The organism is Frankia sp. BMG5.23 (genome assembly GCF_000685765.2).
GTDB classification, from domain to species: Bacteria; Actinomycetota; Actinomycetes; order Frankiales; family Frankiaceae; genus Frankia; species Frankia casuarinae.
In genome coordinates, this window is sequence record NZ_JDWE01000002.1 from 71,692 (window position 1) to 87,914 (window position 16,223).

At 70.8% G+C, this 16,223-nt stretch carries 17 protein-coding genes; 12 read left to right on the top strand and 5 right to left on the bottom strand.

What is annotated here, in order from left to right:
• The first annotated feature begins 75 nt into the window (after positions 1–75).
• From BMG523DRAFT_RS24070 to BMG523DRAFT_RS01420, 5 genes are all read left to right on the top strand, one after another.
• Entirely contained in the window at positions 76–555 is a 480-nt protein-coding gene (locus BMG523DRAFT_RS24070) for a hypothetical protein (RefSeq protein WP_023841280.1), read from the top strand.
• Between the two features lie 195 nt (positions 556–750).
• Entirely contained in the window at positions 751–963 is a 213-nt protein-coding gene (locus BMG523DRAFT_RS01410; protein ID WP_011437433.1) for a DUF397 domain-containing protein, read from the top strand.
• 54 nt (positions 964–1,017) lie between these two features.
• A complete protein-coding gene (locus tag BMG523DRAFT_RS01415; protein ID WP_011437432.1) occupies positions 1,018–1,479 on the top strand; it encodes a radical SAM protein in 462 nt (153 codons plus the stop codon).
• 190 nt (positions 1,480–1,669) lie between these two features.
• Positions 1,670–1,909, top strand: a complete 240-nt coding sequence (locus tag BMG523DRAFT_RS25790; protein WP_198030986.1) for a hypothetical protein — start codon at positions 1,670–1,672, stop codon at positions 1,907–1,909.
• Between the two features lie 7 nt (positions 1,910–1,916).
• Positions 1,917–2,765: a hypothetical protein gene (locus BMG523DRAFT_RS01420; protein WP_011437430.1), complete on the top strand. Its 849-nt coding sequence runs from the start codon at positions 1,917–1,919 to the stop codon at positions 2,763–2,765.
• A gap of 265 nt (positions 2,766–3,030) precedes the next feature.
• Here BMG523DRAFT_RS01420 and BMG523DRAFT_RS24075 read toward each other — a convergent pair whose 3' ends face one another.
• Positions 3,031–4,200: a hypothetical protein gene (locus tag BMG523DRAFT_RS24075; protein WP_043590165.1), complete on the bottom strand. Its 1,170-nt coding sequence runs from the start codon at positions 4,198–4,200 to the stop codon at positions 3,031–3,033.
• 210 nt (positions 4,201–4,410) lie between these two features.
• On the opposite strand from BMG523DRAFT_RS24075, the gene BMG523DRAFT_RS01430 reads away from it, so the two are divergent.
• Positions 4,411–6,321 (top strand): acyl-CoA dehydrogenase family protein, encoded by a 1,911-nt coding sequence (locus BMG523DRAFT_RS01430; protein WP_011437427.1) that lies wholly within the window; start codon positions 4,411–4,413, stop codon positions 6,319–6,321.
• A gap of 68 nt (positions 6,322–6,389) precedes the next feature.
• Here BMG523DRAFT_RS01430 and BMG523DRAFT_RS01435 read toward each other — a convergent pair whose 3' ends face one another.
• Entirely contained in the window at positions 6,390–6,812 is a 423-nt protein-coding gene (locus tag BMG523DRAFT_RS01435) for a MarR family winged helix-turn-helix transcriptional regulator (protein WP_011437426.1), read from the bottom strand.
• An 87-nt stretch (positions 6,813–6,899) separates the two neighbouring features.
• Between BMG523DRAFT_RS01435 and BMG523DRAFT_RS01440 the strand changes: the two genes are divergently transcribed.
• Positions 6,900–7,706, top strand: a complete 807-nt coding sequence (locus tag BMG523DRAFT_RS01440; protein WP_043590166.1) for an alpha/beta fold hydrolase — start codon at positions 6,900–6,902, stop codon at positions 7,704–7,706.
• A gap of 91 nt (positions 7,707–7,797) precedes the next feature.
• On the opposite strand, the gene BMG523DRAFT_RS01445 is transcribed toward BMG523DRAFT_RS01440, so the two are convergent.
• Both BMG523DRAFT_RS01445 and BMG523DRAFT_RS25580 read right to left on the bottom strand, forming a co-directional pair.
• Complete coding sequence (locus BMG523DRAFT_RS01445; protein ID WP_011437424.1) at positions 7,798–8,214, bottom strand: Dabb family protein; 417 nt, start codon at positions 8,212–8,214, stop codon at positions 7,798–7,800.
• On the bottom strand, positions 8,211–8,378 hold the full coding sequence (locus tag BMG523DRAFT_RS25580) for a hypothetical protein (RefSeq protein WP_162238922.1): 168 nt from the start codon (positions 8,376–8,378) through the stop codon (positions 8,211–8,213). Before BMG523DRAFT_RS25580 ends, BMG523DRAFT_RS01445 begins: the two co-directional genes overlap by 4 nt.
• Between BMG523DRAFT_RS25580 and BMG523DRAFT_RS01450 the strand changes: the two genes are divergently transcribed.
• The 3 genes from BMG523DRAFT_RS01450 (at position 8,329) to BMG523DRAFT_RS01460 (ending at position 13,615) form a co-directional block, all read left to right on the top strand.
• Entirely contained in the window at positions 8,329–11,181 is a 2,853-nt protein-coding gene (locus tag BMG523DRAFT_RS01450; protein WP_083494706.1) for a LuxR family transcriptional regulator, read from the top strand. The genes BMG523DRAFT_RS25580 and BMG523DRAFT_RS01450 overlap by 50 nt on opposite strands.
• A 99-nt stretch (positions 11,182–11,280) precedes the next feature.
• Positions 11,281–12,582: a YncE family protein gene (locus tag BMG523DRAFT_RS01455; RefSeq protein WP_011437422.1), complete on the top strand. Its 1,302-nt coding sequence runs from the start codon at positions 11,281–11,283 to the stop codon at positions 12,580–12,582.
• 163 nt (positions 12,583–12,745) lie between these two features.
• The gene (locus BMG523DRAFT_RS01460) at positions 12,746–13,615 is read left to right on the top strand and encodes a MurR/RpiR family transcriptional regulator (protein WP_235462801.1); all 870 of its coding nucleotides are present in this window, start codon (positions 12,746–12,748) and stop codon (positions 13,613–13,615) included.
• A 127-nt stretch (positions 13,616–13,742) separates the two neighbouring features.
• Here the strand turns inward: BMG523DRAFT_RS01460 and BMG523DRAFT_RS01465 are convergent, their stop codons facing one another.
• The gene (locus BMG523DRAFT_RS01465) at positions 13,743–14,456 is read right to left on the bottom strand and encodes a VIT family protein (RefSeq protein WP_023840787.1); all 714 of its coding nucleotides are present in this window, start codon (positions 14,454–14,456) and stop codon (positions 13,743–13,745) included.
• Positions 14,457–14,704: 248 nt separating this feature from the next.
• Between BMG523DRAFT_RS01465 and BMG523DRAFT_RS01470 the strand changes: the two genes are divergently transcribed.
• Entirely contained in the window at positions 14,705–15,328 is a 624-nt protein-coding gene (locus BMG523DRAFT_RS01470) for a hypothetical protein (protein WP_235186995.1), read from the top strand.
• Between the two features lie 515 nt (positions 15,329–15,843).
• Positions 15,844–16,179: a ferredoxin family protein gene (locus BMG523DRAFT_RS01475; protein WP_011437418.1), complete on the top strand. Its 336-nt coding sequence runs from the start codon at positions 15,844–15,846 to the stop codon at positions 16,177–16,179.
• Positions 16,180–16,223 lie beyond the last annotated feature (44 nt).

A 16,223-nucleotide genomic window follows, 5' to 3' on the forward strand; every position in this document is an offset into this window, starting at 1 on the left:
TCACGCGCTGTGTGATGGGTCGTGCGCGGAGGGACACGCGCCGGCCACCTTCCCGGACCAGCAGAGGAGCGCATCGTGACTTCCCCCATGCGGGCGCCAGGCGGGTCCGCCGGCCGGATGCCCTCCGCCTGCCACCGGGTCCGCCTTGGCCTGCCCCTCACCGCCGCGGGGCGTTCCCTGGCCGGGCAGGGCCCCGTGGCCGGGGCGGGAGGAGGGCCAGCCGCAGACGCGAGCGGCGGCCCCCTCCCGCCCCTCCCCACCCGGACACCGCAGGCCGTGTGGGATGCTGCGGTGGCTGACCCGGACGGGCCGCTGCGAACCCGGGTCGTCCGTGGGGTCAGGGTCGCTGAGGCTCGCCGGGCACCAGTCGACCCCGAGGGCGACCGGCTGTGGACGGTGGTCGTCCTCGACCACGACGACGACCCGGTAGGGACTGTCCTCGGCTTCCCCTCGCTGGACGCGGCCGACGACTACGCCGCGCGACACCCGGACATTCTGCGCTGGGTGTCGGTGCCGTCCCGGCCGGCGATCCCCGCCGGACTGCCCGGCCCCTGAGACGAGGGGCCGCCTCGTCGTCCACAAACCTGGCGGTCTCCTCCCGCACGGCCCTTCCACCCGAGGTGGGGCGCCTGTCGGATACAGGCGTCCCGGATTCCGGCCTGCGGGTGGGAGGCCCCACGTTCCCCGTCTGCCCCGGCGCCGACCCGCTCCGCCGCGGCAGGCGGGCCCCACCATGAGAGGACCCGTCCCGTGCAGCCGTCCAGCTTGGCCCCGGCCGACGTGACATCGCCGTGGCGCCGCCCGTCACGGATGAACCGGAACGCGGTCGACGTGGTCGAGGTAGCCCGCGGGGAGCACCGGGTCCTGATCCGCTCGTCCCTCGGCCCCCCGATAAGGATCACGCCGCAGGCGTGGGCCGATCTCGTCGCCGCGGTGAAACGCGGCGAGTACGACGACCTCTGATCGCGCCGCCGGGTAGCCGCCCGGAGGTAAACCTCAACGCGAGGGAGCACGATCATGACTGTTGTTGCTGAGGCCCCGACGTTCTTATGGCTGGAGATCACCGGCCGGTGCCAGCTCGCATGCGGCCACTGCTACGCGGACTCGTCGCCGCTCGGGGACCACGGGACGATGAGTGCGGCCGACTGGCGTGCGGTGATCGACGCCGCGGCCGAGCTCGGTGTGGGGATGGTGCAGCTGATCGGAGGGGAACCGACGCTGCACCCCGGCCTGGCCGGCCTGGTCGGCCATGCGCTGGCCGCCGGACTACAGGTGGAGATCTACACGAACCTGCTGCACGTCACGGCCGCCCTGTGGAAGGTCTTCACCCTGCCCGGGGTGCGGCTGGCGACCAGCTACACTACGCGGCCGACCCAGCCGGCCATGAGACGGTCACGGGCCGGCCGGGCTCGCATGCCCGGACCCGCGCGAACATCGCCGAAGCGGTCCGCCGCTCGGTACCGCTGCGTGTCGGCCTGATCGACACCGGTGCGGGTGCGGACATCGACGCCGCACACGCCGACCTGGTCGCCCTCGGGGTCACCGACACCGGCCGCGACCAGGCCCGCGGATTCGGTCGTGCCGCGCCGGCCGGCGTCGACGTGGCCGACACGTGCGGGGGCTGCGGGCACGGCACTGCCGCGGTTCTGCCGGATGGCACGGTGTCTCCGTGTGTGTTCACCCGCCATGCGGTCGCGGCAACGTCCGGCGGACCGGGCTCGGCGCGATCCTGGCCGGGGAGGCGTTCGGCGCCCAGGTCGAGGCGCTCGACCAGGCCCGCCGGCATGTCGGAGTGCCGATGGCGTGCAAACCGAACCCGAAGTGCGCCCCGGCGTCGTCGTGCGCCCCGTCCTGCACCCCGTCCGATACCGGTAACAAGGGGTCGAACTGCCAGCCGAAGGGGAAGTGAGCAGGCGATGAGGTGGGTGCCGGTCCGGGTCGACGACGCCTGGATGGGGTCGGTCTGGCGTGACGGCGCTGCACAGCTCGGGGTGCAGCCGCAGGGCGCGCCGGCCCTCAGCGCGTCCGGGAACGTCATCGGCGGGCCGGTCACCCACCGCGGAGAGACGGCGTGGCTGCGGGTCGCCCCGTTCCTCGAAGACGCCATGGACGTGGAGCCGTGGCACGGTACCCGCGACGCCGGGCCCCTGACCGGGATCTGTAAACCGACGCTGCTCGACAGCGCCGAATGGACCCACCCCGACCCTGTGCCGGTGCCGGTCTGCGCCGAGCTGATGACCTACGTGCCGGACCCGCCCGCCACACCCGGGGATCAGTACCTGGGGCGGCCGCTCGACCTGTCCTCGGCGTGGCTGGCGGACCTGCGTGCATCGTTGGACGCGCTCTCCCGGCAGCCGACCGGGCGGGAGATCTGGGGAAACCGGATCGACCGGTACACCAACCTGCTGCACGCCGTGTTCGGTCGTCCTGCACCGGCCGATGCCGTGCCAGGGTGGGGCAGCACCGAACATCTCGACCTGCACTGGGGCAACGTCACCGTCCCGAACCTGATGATCCTGGACTGGGAGCACTGGGGCACCAACGTCGCCGGCTACGGCGCGGCCCGGTTGTACTGCACCGCCCTGGCCGTCCCTGACGTTGCCTCCCGGATCTACACCACGTTCGCGGACGTGTTGTCGAGCCCGTCCGGCCGGTACGCGATCCTCGTCAACGCCGCCGACATCCTCTCCGACTTCACCCACTACCGGGACGAGGTCGGGCTCTGCCCCGCCCTCCACCGGGTCGCCGCGGAGATCCTGTCCTGATGGCGCCGGAACAGTGGCGGGCTCATGCCCGCGCCCTGGCCGGCCAGGTGACGCATCCCGGCTCCCGCTGGCACGAGCAGATCGCCGACACCCCGCGGCATCTGCTCGTGCCGTCCTGGTGGGAACGTGACGGCGGAGCATGGATGCTGCGCCGGGGTCAGCTCGCCGGCGCCTACACGGACCGGTCGCTGGTGACCCGCGCCGGGCCGGCGCACGCCGACCACGCCAGCGCCAGTGACCGGCCCGAGGGGTGTCCGATGCCCGTTCATGCGCTGGCGCGGATCCCATCCGGGTGGCACCGGGGGCAAGGGGTGCCGCGGGGCCGGCCGGTGTCCGTCCGGTACGACGGGTTGGCCTGCATGACGGCCGGGGAGTGACCGGCGTCCCCACCGCAGGAGCCACACCACGCAGGCAGGCCCGTGCTGGCCGTACGGGGCGTGGGCGCAGACATCCACGCCGTCCATCCCGGTTCGGCGGTGTGCGTGGCTGCTGGGCGGCATTCCGGGCACGTCCCGTCCGGGTGGAACGTGGCCGTCGGGTGGGTGAGGCACACCAGCTTCGACGGGTCACCGGCCGGACCGGACGCTGTGACCCGGGCCTGCTCAGCCTCGAAGGCGCGGGCGGTCTCCTTCCGGCGCAGCGGGCGTCCACCCGGGTTCATGTCGACCGGCCACCCCGTAGCAGGGTCGATGTCCAGGCCGGTCATGCCACGCGGCTCGTGGATCGTCGCGTTCGGGTCGAAGCCGCGCCGCGGCCGGCTGTGGGCGCTGCCCGCACGCGGCGGGACGAACGTCTCCAGGAACCGTGTGGGCGCCGTCTCGACCGCTGTCCGCAGGTAGGCCACCGGATCCGACACAGGCCGCGGTGTGCCGTCCTTCGCCCGCAGGACCATCGCCACCCCCTTGCCGGCAAGGTCCCGGTCGATCGTCTGCCCGGTCACCGCACGGACCAGGTCGATCAGCGTCTGGACCAGGTCGGCACCGGCGGGTACGGCGGGAGCTGACTCCCCGCCTGCCTTGCTGCCTGTGGTGGAGCTGGCCGCGCTGGGGTCGGGAGAGGGCAGCGAGGGGCGGGGATCCGGCGGGTCGTCCTCCGCGGTGCTGGCCTCGATCGGGTCGGGCGGGGTGGTTTCTGCCCTGTGGTTGGGGTTATCCACATACGGACGTTCCGCTGACGGACCATCCGAAACCGGTAGTTCCGCTGTCGTGTTCGCATCACCACTCTCTGGCATGGCCCGGACCGCCAACGGAGCCCAGATCACCCGACCACCCGGACCCGGAACCCGTCTCCGAACGAGATGCCCGGAGGATTCAAGCTCCTTGAGAGCGGCGGCAACGACCCGCCGACCCCAGCCCCGGAACTCGCGCTCGACAGCGTCCGCGTTGACGGTGGCCAAGTACTCGGGTGTGTGGGAGAGAAGCCAGATCAGGATCATCCGCGCGTACCCGCTCAGCGTTGGGTGGCTGATGATCGTGTTGGGGATGGGGGTCCAGCAGCCCCGATCTACACCGCTCGGTGGGGCTCACCCAGCTCGTGCGGATGGGCGCGGTGCGGGTAGGAGTACGGGTAGGCAGGGACTGCATACCGCTGACGGACTGCATACCGCTGACGGACGGGATGCCGCTCACGGACGGGGAGGCGAGACATGGCGCAGGTGGGAGAACGGGAAGCGCGCAGGGTCGCCGAGGCGGCCCGGGAGGCCGAGTGGCGGCTTCCCTCGTTTGGCAAGGAGCTTTTCCTCGGTCATCTCCGGCTCGATCTGATCTCCCCGCACCCGCGGCCGAAGGAGGGCGACCGGCGGCGGGGGGAGGCGTTCCTGGCCCAGCTCGAGTCGTTCCTGCGGGAAACGGTGGACCCGTTGCAGATCGAGCGGGACGGGCGGCTGCCCGAGCAGGTGATCGACGGGCTGCGGCGGATAGGCGCCCTCGGCATGAAGATCCCCGAGGAGTACGGCGGACTCGGGTTGACCACCGTGTACTACAACAGGGCGCTTGAACTGTCCAGCTCGTGGCATTCGAGCCTGCCCACGCTGCTCTCGGCGCACCAGTCGATCGGCGTGGCCGAGCCGGTCCTGGGGTTCGGTACCGAGGAGCAGAAGCGGACGTATCTGCCGAAGGTGGCCCGCGAGGAGATCAGCGCGTTCCTGCTGACCGAGCCCGATGTGGGCAGCGACCCGGCCCGGATGAGCAGCCAGGCGGTGCCGGTCGAGGGCGGCGCCGCCTACGAGCTGAGCGGCCGCAAGCTGTGGACCACCAACGGTGTGATCGCCGATCGGCTGGTGGTCATGGCGGTCGTCCCGCGCTCGGCCGGTCATCGCGGTGGCATCACGTGTTTCATCGTCGACGCCCACGCACCCGGCGTGAAGGTGGAGCACCGCAACGAGTTCATGGGTCTGCGCGGCATCGAGAACGGGGTGACCAGCTTCGAGCGGGTCCGGGTCCCGGCCGCGGACCGCCTCGGGCGGGAAGGCGATGGGCTCAAGATTGCCCTGACGACGCTGAACACCGGCCGCCTCGCCCTGCCGGCGACCTGCGTGGGCGGCGCCAAGTACGCGCTGCGCATCGCCCGGGAATGGTCGCGGGACCGCGTCCAGTGGGGCCGGCCCATCGGCCAGCACGACGCCATCGCCCAGAAGATCGCGTTCACGGCCGCCACCACGTTCGGGCTGGAGGCGATGCTGGAGCTGTCCGGCCTGATGGCCGACGAGGGACGCGGGGACATCCGGATCGAGGCTGCCCTGGCCAAGCTGTATGCCAGCGAGATGGCCTGGCTGATCGCCGATGAGCTGGTCCAGATCCGCGGCGGCCGCGGGTACGAGACCGCCCAGTCCCTGGCCAACCGGGGGGAACGACCGGTACCGGCCGAGCAGATGCTACGCGATCTGCGCATCAATCGGATCTTCGAAGGCTCCACCGAGATCATGCGGTTGCTCATCGCGCGGGAGGCCGTGGACACCCACCTCGCGGTGGCCGGCGACATCATTTCCCCGGACGCGCCGGTCGCGGCGAAGGCCCGCAGCGCCGGACGGGCGGCTGCCTTCTACGGCCGCTGGCTGCCCGGCCTCGCCGTCGGCAGTGGGACGTCGCCGCGCTCGTTCCTCGAATTCGGCCGGCTCAGCACGCACCTGCGCTTCGTGGAGCGCTCGGCGCGCAAGCTCGCCCGGTCGACCTTCTACGGGATGGCTCGCTGGCAGGGCGGGCTGGAGAAGAAGCAGGCGTTCCTCGGGCGTCTCGTCGACATCGGCGCCGAACTGTTCGCCATCAGCGCGGCGGTCGTGCGGGCCCGGATGCTCGACGAGGAGGGCGAGCCGACCGCGACCGACCTGGCCGACCTGTTCTGCCGGCAGGCGCGACGCCGGGTCGAGGCGTCCTTCGCGGCGCTGTGGCGCAACGACGACGCCCGCAACTACACGGCGGCGCAGGAGGTGCTCGCGGGCCGCTTCAGCTGGGCCGAGTCCGGCGTGATGGACCCGAGCGGCGAAGGGCCGTTCCTCGCCGCGGAGCGGCAGCGGGCGGTCCCGACTCGACCGGCCGTCGACCTGCTCGCCGCGGGCTGACCATGTGCGCCTCGCGTGATCATGCCGGGCAGGCGGCGCGGCACCAGAGGGCTTGGGCCGGCCTTCCACTACGCGGTCGGGTCGGGCCCGAGGGCCGCGTCCAGGAGCGCGCCCAGCTGGTCGAGTTGGTCGGCCGACAGGGCGCGGAACGAGGAATCGAAGACGGCGTCCACGGCGTCCTGGCCGGCCGCGCGCAGCCGCGCGCCCTCCTCGGTGAGCCGGTGTCGCACGGCACGGCCCGGCCCCGGAACCCGCTCGATCAGCCCGCGGGCGGCCATCCGGGCCGCCAGGGAGCCGAAGGACTGGTCGGTTTGGAACGTCAGCACTGCGAGGTCGTGCAGCGATGCGTCCGGGTGCCGGTGCAGGTGACGCAGGGTGTCCCACTGCGCGAGTGAGAGTCCCAATGGTGCCAGCGCGCGGCTCAGCGCGCGGTGATGGCGGTACTGCAGGCGTTTGACGGACAAGGCGACGTCCGCGGTGCGGTATCTCACGGCCTGAGCCTAGCGCGTCGAGTAAGGTTGCTTGTATCATGAAGCTGATATAAGGTTACTTATATTCCTGTCAATAAGAGAGGAATCATGAGTACTCCGATCATGGCCGGCTCCCTCCGGCCCACCCACACCCACACCCACACGCTCCAGGTCGGCTCCGCGGGAGCGGTCGAGATCACCGTCCAGGACCGCGACCGCACCCGGCCGTTTCTGCTCCTGCACGGTGGAGGTGGCACGGTCACCATGACCGGCTTCGCCGATCTGCTCGCCGAGCGCACCCACTCCCGGGTACTGCTGCCCACTCACCCCGGCTTCGGCGGTACGCCGAAGGCCGAAGCGCTGACGGGAGTCATCGAGCTCGCCCGGATATATGTAGCGATGATCGAGCAACTCGACCTCACGGATGTGACCGTCGTCGGCAACTCCTTCGGTGGGTGGCTCGCTGCCGAGATCGCCTTGCAGCAGAGCCCCCGGGTCAGCGGCGTGGTGATCATCGACGGTATTGGTATTGACGTCGACGGCCATCCGATGCTCGATGTCCGCGGTCTCTCGCCTACTGAGATCCGGTCGTTCTCCTTCCATGACCCGAGCAAGATGCCTGCTTCGCCGGGTACCGGCGATGCCGGGCCGAGCCCGGATGTGCGAGCGCTGGTCGGGTACACGGGCCCGGTCATGTCGGACCCGACGCTGGCCGAGCGGCTGGGTGGTCTCGACATCCCAGCCCACGTTCTGTGGGGCGAAAGTGACGGCATCGTTGACCCGGAATACGGCAGGGCCTATGCCGCCGCGATCCCACTGTCGACGTTCACGCTGCTGCCCCGGTCCGGCCACCTGCCGCAGGTCGAGACGCCCGAGGAACTGCTTGGTGCACTGCTCGACGTGGGCAGTTACTGACATCCCAGCTGAACAAGGGAGAACCATCCATAGGTTCGGTGTTGGACGTCAGGGGCTCGGCGGGCCACGGTGTCTCGATTCGTCGGAGCGGTCAGTAGGCGTGCGTGCCGGGAGCGCTGCTGCCGGTGTAGGAGGCAAGACCGGATACCAGCTTCGCGAGGGCGGGGTCCTCCTCGTAGCGACGCTTGTGCAGGGCGGCGATCTTCTCGGCGATCTCCGGGTCCTTGTGGTCGGTGACGTCGAACGACACGAACGTGTCGACCAACGGGAGCCCGATCTCGTCGGTATGCCGGTGGGCGGGGTGCTTGAGGTACTCCCAGTATCCGTCGAGGTCCTCGATGACATAGGTCGCGCCCCACGCGAACTCGCCGCCGACGTCGCGGCCGACCACGAACGAGGTCACCGACGGGATGACACGACCTTGGTTGCGCAAGCTCTCGACCGCTTCTTCCACCTTGTCCGCCGGGGCGTCGGGGCGAAGGGTCATGCGGACCGTGTGGTAGATCATCGGGTGTCGTCCTTTCCTAGATGGGGTGAACGGATCAGCAGTGCCGCGGCGATCGCGCCCGCGAGGGCCGCGATCCCGGTCCAGGTGAAGGCTCCGGCGACGCCGGAGACCTCGATGCCGCCGCGAGCACGGTCGCCCGAGCGGCGCGCGTCGGGGACTCGCACAGGTGGCCCGTGGTCATGGACACCGGGACTCCCTCCGTCGAGTCGGGTAGTGGCTCGACACGAGGCTCGCACTGGTCCGGCACCGCCCGCGTCGGTGAAAACCACCTACATCGGCGCGCATACTGTTCCCGTTGTGGGGACACCGGTCCGGACGTTCGTCGGCAGGGGCGAGGAACGCCGCAGGCTCGAGGTGCTGGTCGCGGGCGCCAAGAACGGCGAGGGCGGGGTGCTGGTGCTCCGCGGCGAGGCCGGCATCGGCAAGAGCGCTCTGCTCGACCACCTGCGGCGCTCGGCGCAGGGGATGCGGGTCATCGAGGCGACCGGATCCCAGTTTGAGACCGAGCTCCCGTTCGCCGCGCTGCACCAGCTGTGCGTCCCGGCCCTGGGCGACCTCGCGGCACTACCCCCGCCGCACCGCGCGGCACTGGAGGCAGCGTTCGGCCTCGCCGACGGCACACCAGAGATGTTCCGCATCGGCATGGCGGCCCTGGAACTGCTGGTCACCGCGGCGGGGTCGGAACCGGTGCTGTGCCTCGTCGACGAGGCCCACTGGCTCGACGACGCATCGACACGGATACTGACGTTCCTCGCGCGGCGCATCTCGGCCGAACCGGTGGCGATGGTGCTAGCCGCACGGCACGGACTCGACGAGCTACCGAGCGTCGAGGTGACCGGGCTGGCCGACGACGACGCCCGCCGGCTGCTGGTGGACACCCGCGCCACGCTGGACGAGACCGTGCGGGACCGCGTGCTCGCCGAGGCCAGGGGCAACCCGCTCGCGCTACTCGAACTGCCCGGCGCCGGCGGCTTTGCCCTGCCCGACGCGTCCTCGGTGCCCAGCAGGGTCGAACGCAGTTTCCAGGATCGTCTCGTGCCCCTGCCCGAGGACGTGCGATTGCTGCTGACCGTGGCTAGCGCCGACCCGACCGGTGACCCCGGCCTGCTGTGGGCCGCCGCCGAACGACTCGGTGTCGGCCCGGCGGCCGGCGCGCACGCCGAGGCGTCCGGGCTGGTCGAGCTCGGCCCGCGCGTGCGGTTCTGCCACCCGCTCGCCAGGTCCGCGGTCTACCAGGCCGCCGCCGTCGAGGACCGCCACGCCGCGCACCAGGCGCTCACCGAGGTCACGGACCCGGAACGGGACCCCGACCGGCGGGCCTGGCATCGCGCGCAGGCCGGTGCCGGCCCCGACGAGGACACCGCCGCGGAACTGAACCGTTGCGCCACCCGTGCCGCGGCACGTGGGGGAGTGGCGGCTGCCGCGGCGTTCCTCGCGCGGGCCGCTGCCCTATCCCGTGACCCCGCGCGCCGCACCGAACGCACACTCGCGGCCGCGCAGGCCCACCTCGACTCCGGTGCACTCGACGCGGCGGACGGCCTGCTCACCGCGGTCACGGTGGACGGGACCGACCCCGTCGCGCTGGCCAGGGTGGAGCTGATGCGCGGGCGGATCACGTTCGTGCGCCGGCGCGACGGCGACGGTCCGGCGTTCATGCTGCGCGCGGCCCAGCGCCTCGCCGCGACCGACCCACGGTGGTCGCGGGACTGCTTTCTCGACGCCGTCGAGATGGCCCTGGTCGTCGGCCGGGCCAGCGGGGTCATGGACATGGTCGTCGAGGCAGCGCGCTCGGCGCCGCCGGCATCGGGCCCGCCGGACCTCCTGGACGCGCTGCTGCGGCTGGCGACGGAAGGACACCACGCGGCGGCGCGGCCGGTCCGCGAGATCCTCGCCTCCCGTCCACAGTGGACACGGCGACCGGCGCTCGCCGGGATGCTCGCCGTGGAGCTCTGGGACGCCGAGGCACACGGCGTGATCACCGACTGGGTGCTGGCCTCCGCCCGAGAGTCGGGGTCGCCGCTCACGCTCCGCCTCGGTCTTGGCATGGCGGCGGCCGGCGCGGTGCACACCGGTGACTTCGCCGCCGCCACGTCGGCGATCGCCGAGGAGGAGGCGGTGGCGGACGCGGTCGGGGTGGAGCCGCTGGCGTATCCGCAGCTGCACCTCGCCGCCTTGCGTGGCCGGGAGGCACAGGCGCGGGCGGTGATCGACAGTTTCACCGCCGAGGCGACCGCGAGCGGCACCGGGCAGACGATCGCCAACGCCGACTGGGCCACGGCCGTCCTGAGTAACGGCCTCACCGACTACCCGGCGGCACTTGCCGCCGCCGAGGCGGCCACCCAGCACGGCGACCTGTTCGTCGCCGCGATCGCCCTGCCGGAACTGGTCGAGGCCGCGGTCCGCTGCGGCGAGCACGAGGTGGCCCGGTCGGGTTCGGTATCGCTCACCGAACGCACCGAGGGCAGCGGCACACCGTGGGCGCTGGGCGTCGGCGCCTACACCCGCGCACTCGTCACCGGCGACGAGGACGACTTCGCCGCGGCCATAGGTCACCTCGAGAAGAGCCCGCTCGCCCCGTATCTGGCCAGGGCGCACCTGCTCTACGGCGAGTGGCTGCGCCGCCAGGGCAGGCGACGCGACGCCCGCCGGCAGCTTCGTACCGCCTACGACCGGTTCGCCGACATCGGCATGGCGGCCTTCACCGACCGCGCCGCCGCCGAGCTGCGTGCGGCCGGCGCCGACGTGCGCGGCCGCACGTCGGGCAACACCGACGACCTCACCGCGCAGGAGACCCACATCGCCCGCCTGGTCGCGGACGGCGCCACGTCAAAGGAGGTCGCGGCACGGCTGTTCATCAGCCCCCGCACCGTCGACGCCCACCTGCGCAATATCTTCCGCAAGCTCGGCATCACGTCCCGTCGCCAGCTCCGGGACCTGCCCGCACTGCGTACCCCCACCGCCAGATGAGTGTGAGCGTGCCGCGTACCGCGGAGTCCTGGTGGGTCGAGCTGGACGGCCGCGCCGTCGATCGTGGCTTCGCCCGCTCAGGCCTTCTACTCTGGCCGCATGCCGGAGGGGTCGACAGCGCAGCGCCGCCAGCCGGGGACCAGGTCCCGGCGGCGTGGTCTGATCATGTTGGCCGGGTTGGCGGCCCTGGTGGTCGCACTGCTGGTGGTGTGGCTGATCCGGGTCAGGAGCGACCAGGCTACGGGGGCCGGTGCCGCCCGCCCGCCGGGTTCCGTTCCCGCGCCGGGCCGGGGAGCCGACTCTGCCCTGCCCCGTGGCGATGGCGGCGTCGTGGACGTGTACGCGCACGCGCGTGCCGGGATGCTGAGCCCGGTGGTCCGCGACGATCCGCCTCTCGTGTACGTCCCGAACCTGCGCGACGGCACCGTCACGGTCATCGACCAGCGCACGCTGCGGGTCGTGGACACCTACGCCGCCGGCCGCGAGCCTCAGCATGTGGTCCCCTCCTGGGACCTGCGGACCCTGTGGGTGAACAACAACCGCGGCAACAGCCTGTCACCGATCGATCCGCGGACCGGTCGGCCCGCCGGGCCCGCGGTACCGGTCGCGGACCCGTACAACCTGTACTTCACCCCCGACGGGGCCAACGCGATGGTCATCGCCGAGGCGAACCACCACATCGACTTCCGTGATCCGCACACGTTCGCCCTACGGCACAGCCTGGACGTGGGCACGGCCTGCGCGGGCGTCAACCACGTCGACTTCTCCGTCGACGGCTCCTATGCGATCGCCACCTGCGAGTTCGCCGGACGACTCGTCAAGATCGACATCCCGCGTCAGCGGGTCATCGGATATCTGGACCTCGGCCGGGACGCCGCTCCACAGGACATCAAGATCGATCCGGCCGGCCGGATCTGGTACGTGGCGGACATGAACGCCGACGGTGTCCACCTCGTTGACGGGGATCGCTTCACCAGGGTCGGTTTCGTCCGGACCGGGCCGGAGACCCACGGCCTGTACCCGAGCCGCGACGGCCGATTCCTGTACGTCGCCAACCGGGGTGGCCACATGGACTCCATGAAACCGCCGTTCCCGCACTCCGGCGACCAGGGCTCGGTCTCGGTCATCTCCTTCGCCACCCGGACCGTCGTGGCCACCTGGCCGATCCCCGGTGGGGGAACCCCGGACATGGGCAACGTCGATGCCAACGGCTCGCGGCTGTGGCTGTCCGGCCGCCGCAGCAACGTCGTGTACGTGTTCGACACCGGCGGGCCCGGAGGTTCGGAGCCGAAGGCCGGCCGGCTGCTGGCTCGGATCCCCGTCGGCCGTGAGCCGCACGGTCTCGCGGTCTGGCCGCAACCCGGTCGCTACTCCCTCGGCCATACTGGGATCATGCGCTGAGGGTCGGACGAGCTCGGGGCCCCTCATCCTGGCCGGGAGCGACCGGGTTGACTGAAACGGATTTTCATGATCTCTTCTACTGTAGAAGATTCATTCTTGGTTTACCTTTGGGTATCTGACCGTTGCGCCTACGCGCTTAGCGTGACGTGTCGTGACTAGTGACGTGACTGTGAGGGTCGAGGGCGACGCTGCCGCGCCCGCCGTGTTGGAGCGCATTCGGGCTTTGTCGGCGTCGTTGTCGTCGGCGGAGCAGCGGGTGGCGCGGCAGGTCCTCGCGGACCCGGTTGCGATGATCCACCAGTCGGTGAGCGAGCTGGCGCAGGTGTCGGGAAGCTCGCCGGCGACGGTGGTGCGGTTCTGCCAGAGCCTGGGGCTTCGGGGCTATCAGGAACTCAAGCTGGCGCTGATCCGGGAGACGCTGCCGGTGGAGCGGCAGCTGGTGGACGAGGTGTCCGCGGCCGACGGCCCGGATGAGATTGCCGGGAAGGTGCTCGGCGGGGCGGCGAGTGCGCTGACCGAGGCGGCGCGGGGGATCGACGGTGGCGTGCTGGCGGCGATCGCCGACCTGGTCGTCGCCGCGCCGCGGACGTTGTTCGTGGCGGTGGGGACGTCGGCGCCGCTGGCGATGGATGCCGCCTACCGGCTGACCACGGTCGGGGTCGATGCGCGGTTCGCCGGGGATGCGCATGTGCAGCACGTCACCGCCCGGATGCTGGCGGCGGGTGATCTGTGCGTTGCGGTCAGCCACACCGGCTCGACGGCGGAGACACTGGCGGCGATGCGGGCGGCCGTGGACGCCGGGGCGCATACCGCCGCGATCACGAGCTTTGCCCGGTCACCGTTGACCGAGCTGGTGCGGCACGCGGTGGTGGTGGGCAGTCGGGAGACGGCGTATCGCATCGAGGCGATGACCAGCCGGATCGTGCACCTGTCGGTGCTCGACGCCCTGTTCGCCCTCGTGGTGGTGCGCAGCCCGCGCAGCCCTGGCGCGCTGGCGATGATCGCCGACGTGATCGTCGAACACCGGATGTAGCCGCCTACCAGACCCGGCGGCGCCGGTGCCGACGGTCCATGGTTCGCCCCCGCGTCCACCGAGGAACGGTATGAGCCCGCGGACCAGCGGTGGATCGGTGGTGGGCAAGGTATGTCCCGGCGGTCGGTCAGCCGCCGGCCGCATCGGTGATCAGACCGACCAGCGCGGTGACCAGCATGGCCGCGGCGCCGCCCAGCACGACGCGCAGGGTCGGACGCAGCAGCGCCATACCGGCGGCCCGCGCGGCGAGTATGCCCGCGACGGCGAGACCGATCACCGTAACCACGACGACGAGCATCAGGCGGCCCGCCCCCGCCGGGGCCGACATCCCGAGGAACGGCACCAGCCCGCCGGCCGTGAAGCTGCCCGCCGACGCGACGGCGGCCTGGACCGGGCGCGCCCGGGTGGCCTCACTCTGGCCGAGTTCGTCGCGCAGGTGCGCCTCCAGCGCACCCCGCTCGGTCAGTGTCACGGCGACCTGCGTGGCGAGGTCGCGCGGAAGGCCGCGCCGCTCGTAGATGCCGACCAGCTCGGCAAGCTCGGCCACCGGGTCGGCCGCCAGCTCCGCGCTCTCCTTGGCCCGGTCCGCGCGTTCCACGTCGGCCTGGGAGCTCACCGACACATACTCCCCGGCCGCCATCGACATCGCCCCCGCGGTCAGACCCGCGATCCCGGCGGTCAGGACCGCGCCGGTGGAGGCGCCGCTCGCGGCGACGCCGACGATGAGACTGGAGGTGGAGACCAGGCCGTCGTTCGCGCCGAGGACGGCCGCGCGCAGCCAGCCCGAACGGTTCGTGCTGTGCCGCTCCCGGTGCCGCCGCACCGCACCGAATGTCGCCATGGGGGCATTACAGCACGGTGTTGACGATCGGCATCGTCTCGGCGGCTGTGGCACAACTGTGACAATCACCCGTTCCACCAGGTGACCCGGCCTGTTCGCGCCCGGTCGAGATCGCGGCGATCAGCATGGCACACTCAACGGATCAAGAATCATCTCTGCCTGTTCCTCGAGGTAGACCGCTGGGAATCCGCTGATGAACGGCAATGATGGACAATCAAGGCTGACAGCGATCGCGCGACGTGGGATTGGTGACCTTGCCCCGACATCGTCCGATGCGGCCGGGACCGCGCACCTCGTACGAGGAGAGTTGGCTGGCCGGTGCGGAACTCGGTGAGGCGCTCACGCGCGGATGGCGTCCGCGGGCACAACCCGTGCAGATCGCGCTGGGTGCGGGTGAGGCCGTGCTGGCCCAGGCACCCGTCCGCGTCTGGCAGTACATCGGCCAGAACGTCACCTACAACCAGGGGTGGTTCGTCGCCTTCGGTAGTCCCCTTCTGCTCGGTGCGTCCCTGCTCGGCAGCGCCCTGTACAACGGCAGCCAGCGCAGGCGCGCCGAGGCGCTCGCCGCGGTCCAGTGGCGCCCTGTCTGCCAGGGGCATCTTTTTCTGACAAACTGGCGCCTCGCGCTGGCGCTCACGACCGGCTGGATCGATATCGGCTACCCGTACCTGCGGGCGTCCGGCGTGGACGGCGACAGCATGGTCATCATGCTTGCCGGCCAACCCCCCGTCCGACTGCAGGTGTGGCCGGCGCACTGGTTCTTCGTGCTCATGAGATTCCTCGCCTACGGCGAGATCGTCCGGATGGAAATTCCGTCCCACCTGCAACGAGCGGCTGCCCCTCGGGCCCTCGAACCTCCGTCTGGATCTTGAATCCCCGCCCGGACGGGGTCTGGAGAACGCCGGTGACGTCGCATGATCAGCGTCCTTCCCGGAGTGTGATCAGTGGGTACGCCCGATGGGTACGGCCGGCGGGTACCGGCGTCCGGATTTTTCCCGGGGGCTACCCCGCTAGCCCGCTAGCCCGCTACCCCGCTACCCTGCTGCCTCGTGCCGGGTCGGTACCGTGATGGCGTCCTCCGGGAAATGTTGGCGGGTATTCAAGCGTGATTCGGGTCAAGATAATGTTATTGATAAAAATATCTTTGAGATTTTCCTTCGAGTGGATTTCGGGGATATCCATGAGGCCTGCCTCGTGGATAATTTGTTTACATGCCGTTCACGGTGCACGACCTGCCGGCGCCCCGCGAACCTATACCATTAATTCGGGTTCGCCGCACGGCCATCCGTCTCGGTCGAAACCAGCCGAGAAGCAGTCGGAGGCCAGCCATGAGATTGACTGCCGTCCGGATGTGGTCCGGTATGGTCGATCGGAAGTGAGGGCTCTCATGCCATTTGTCATCACCGCCGCGTGTATCGATGTCAAGGACGGCTCCTGCCTGGAGGGGTGCCCGGCCGATTGCATCTACGAGGGTGACCGTAAGATGTACATAAATCCGGATGAGTGCACGGAGTGCGGCGCCTGCGCAGTGTCCTGCCCGGTCGGCGCGGCCATCAGCGACGACCGTGTTCCCGCGAAGGACAAGGAGTTCATCGAAAGCGAGGCGCTGTTCTTCAGTGCCGTCCTGCCCGGTCGGGACGCGCCGCTCGGCGAGCCGGGTGGCGCCACGAAACTCGGCAAGATCAAGGCTGACACGCCCTTCATTGCCGCCTACGGAAACTGACGAGGGTGACCTCGGGTATTCGCCGGGGCGGAGCACGATAAAGC

What these genes read in the sequence shown, in the direction of transcription:
- BMG523DRAFT_RS01445 (WP_011437424.1), bottom strand. Translation starts at nt 8,214, where the DNA reads ATGATCTACCACACGGTCCGCATGACCCTTCGCCCCGACGCCCCGGCG.
- BMG523DRAFT_RS01450 (WP_083494706.1), top strand. Translation starts at nt 8,329, where the DNA reads ATGCCGCCGCGAGCACGGTCGCCCGAGCGGCGCGCGTCGGGGACTCGC.
- BMG523DRAFT_RS01465 (WP_023840787.1), bottom strand. Translation starts at nt 14,456, where the DNA reads ATGGCGACATTCGGTGCGGTGCGGCGGCACCGGGAGCGGCACAGCACG.
- BMG523DRAFT_RS01420 (WP_011437430.1), top strand. Translation starts at nt 1,917, where the DNA reads ATGAGGTGGGTGCCGGTCCGGGTCGACGACGCCTGGATGGGGTCGGTC.
- BMG523DRAFT_RS01475 (WP_011437418.1), top strand. Translation starts at nt 15,844, where the DNA reads ATGCCATTTGTCATCACCGCCGCGTGTATCGATGTCAAGGACGGCTCC.
- BMG523DRAFT_RS24075 (WP_043590165.1), bottom strand. Translation starts at nt 4,200, where the DNA reads ATGATCCTGATCTGGCTTCTCTCCCACACACCCGAGTACTTGGCCACC.
- BMG523DRAFT_RS01455 (WP_011437422.1), top strand. Translation starts at nt 11,281, where the DNA reads ATGCCGGAGGGGTCGACAGCGCAGCGCCGCCAGCCGGGGACCAGGTCC.
- BMG523DRAFT_RS01415 (WP_011437432.1), top strand. Translation starts at nt 1,018, where the DNA reads ATGACTGTTGTTGCTGAGGCCCCGACGTTCTTATGGCTGGAGATCACC.
- BMG523DRAFT_RS01440 (WP_043590166.1), top strand. Translation starts at nt 6,900, where the DNA reads ATGAGTACTCCGATCATGGCCGGCTCCCTCCGGCCCACCCACACCCAC.
- BMG523DRAFT_RS01430 (WP_011437427.1), top strand. Translation starts at nt 4,411, where the DNA reads ATGGCGCAGGTGGGAGAACGGGAAGCGCGCAGGGTCGCCGAGGCGGCC.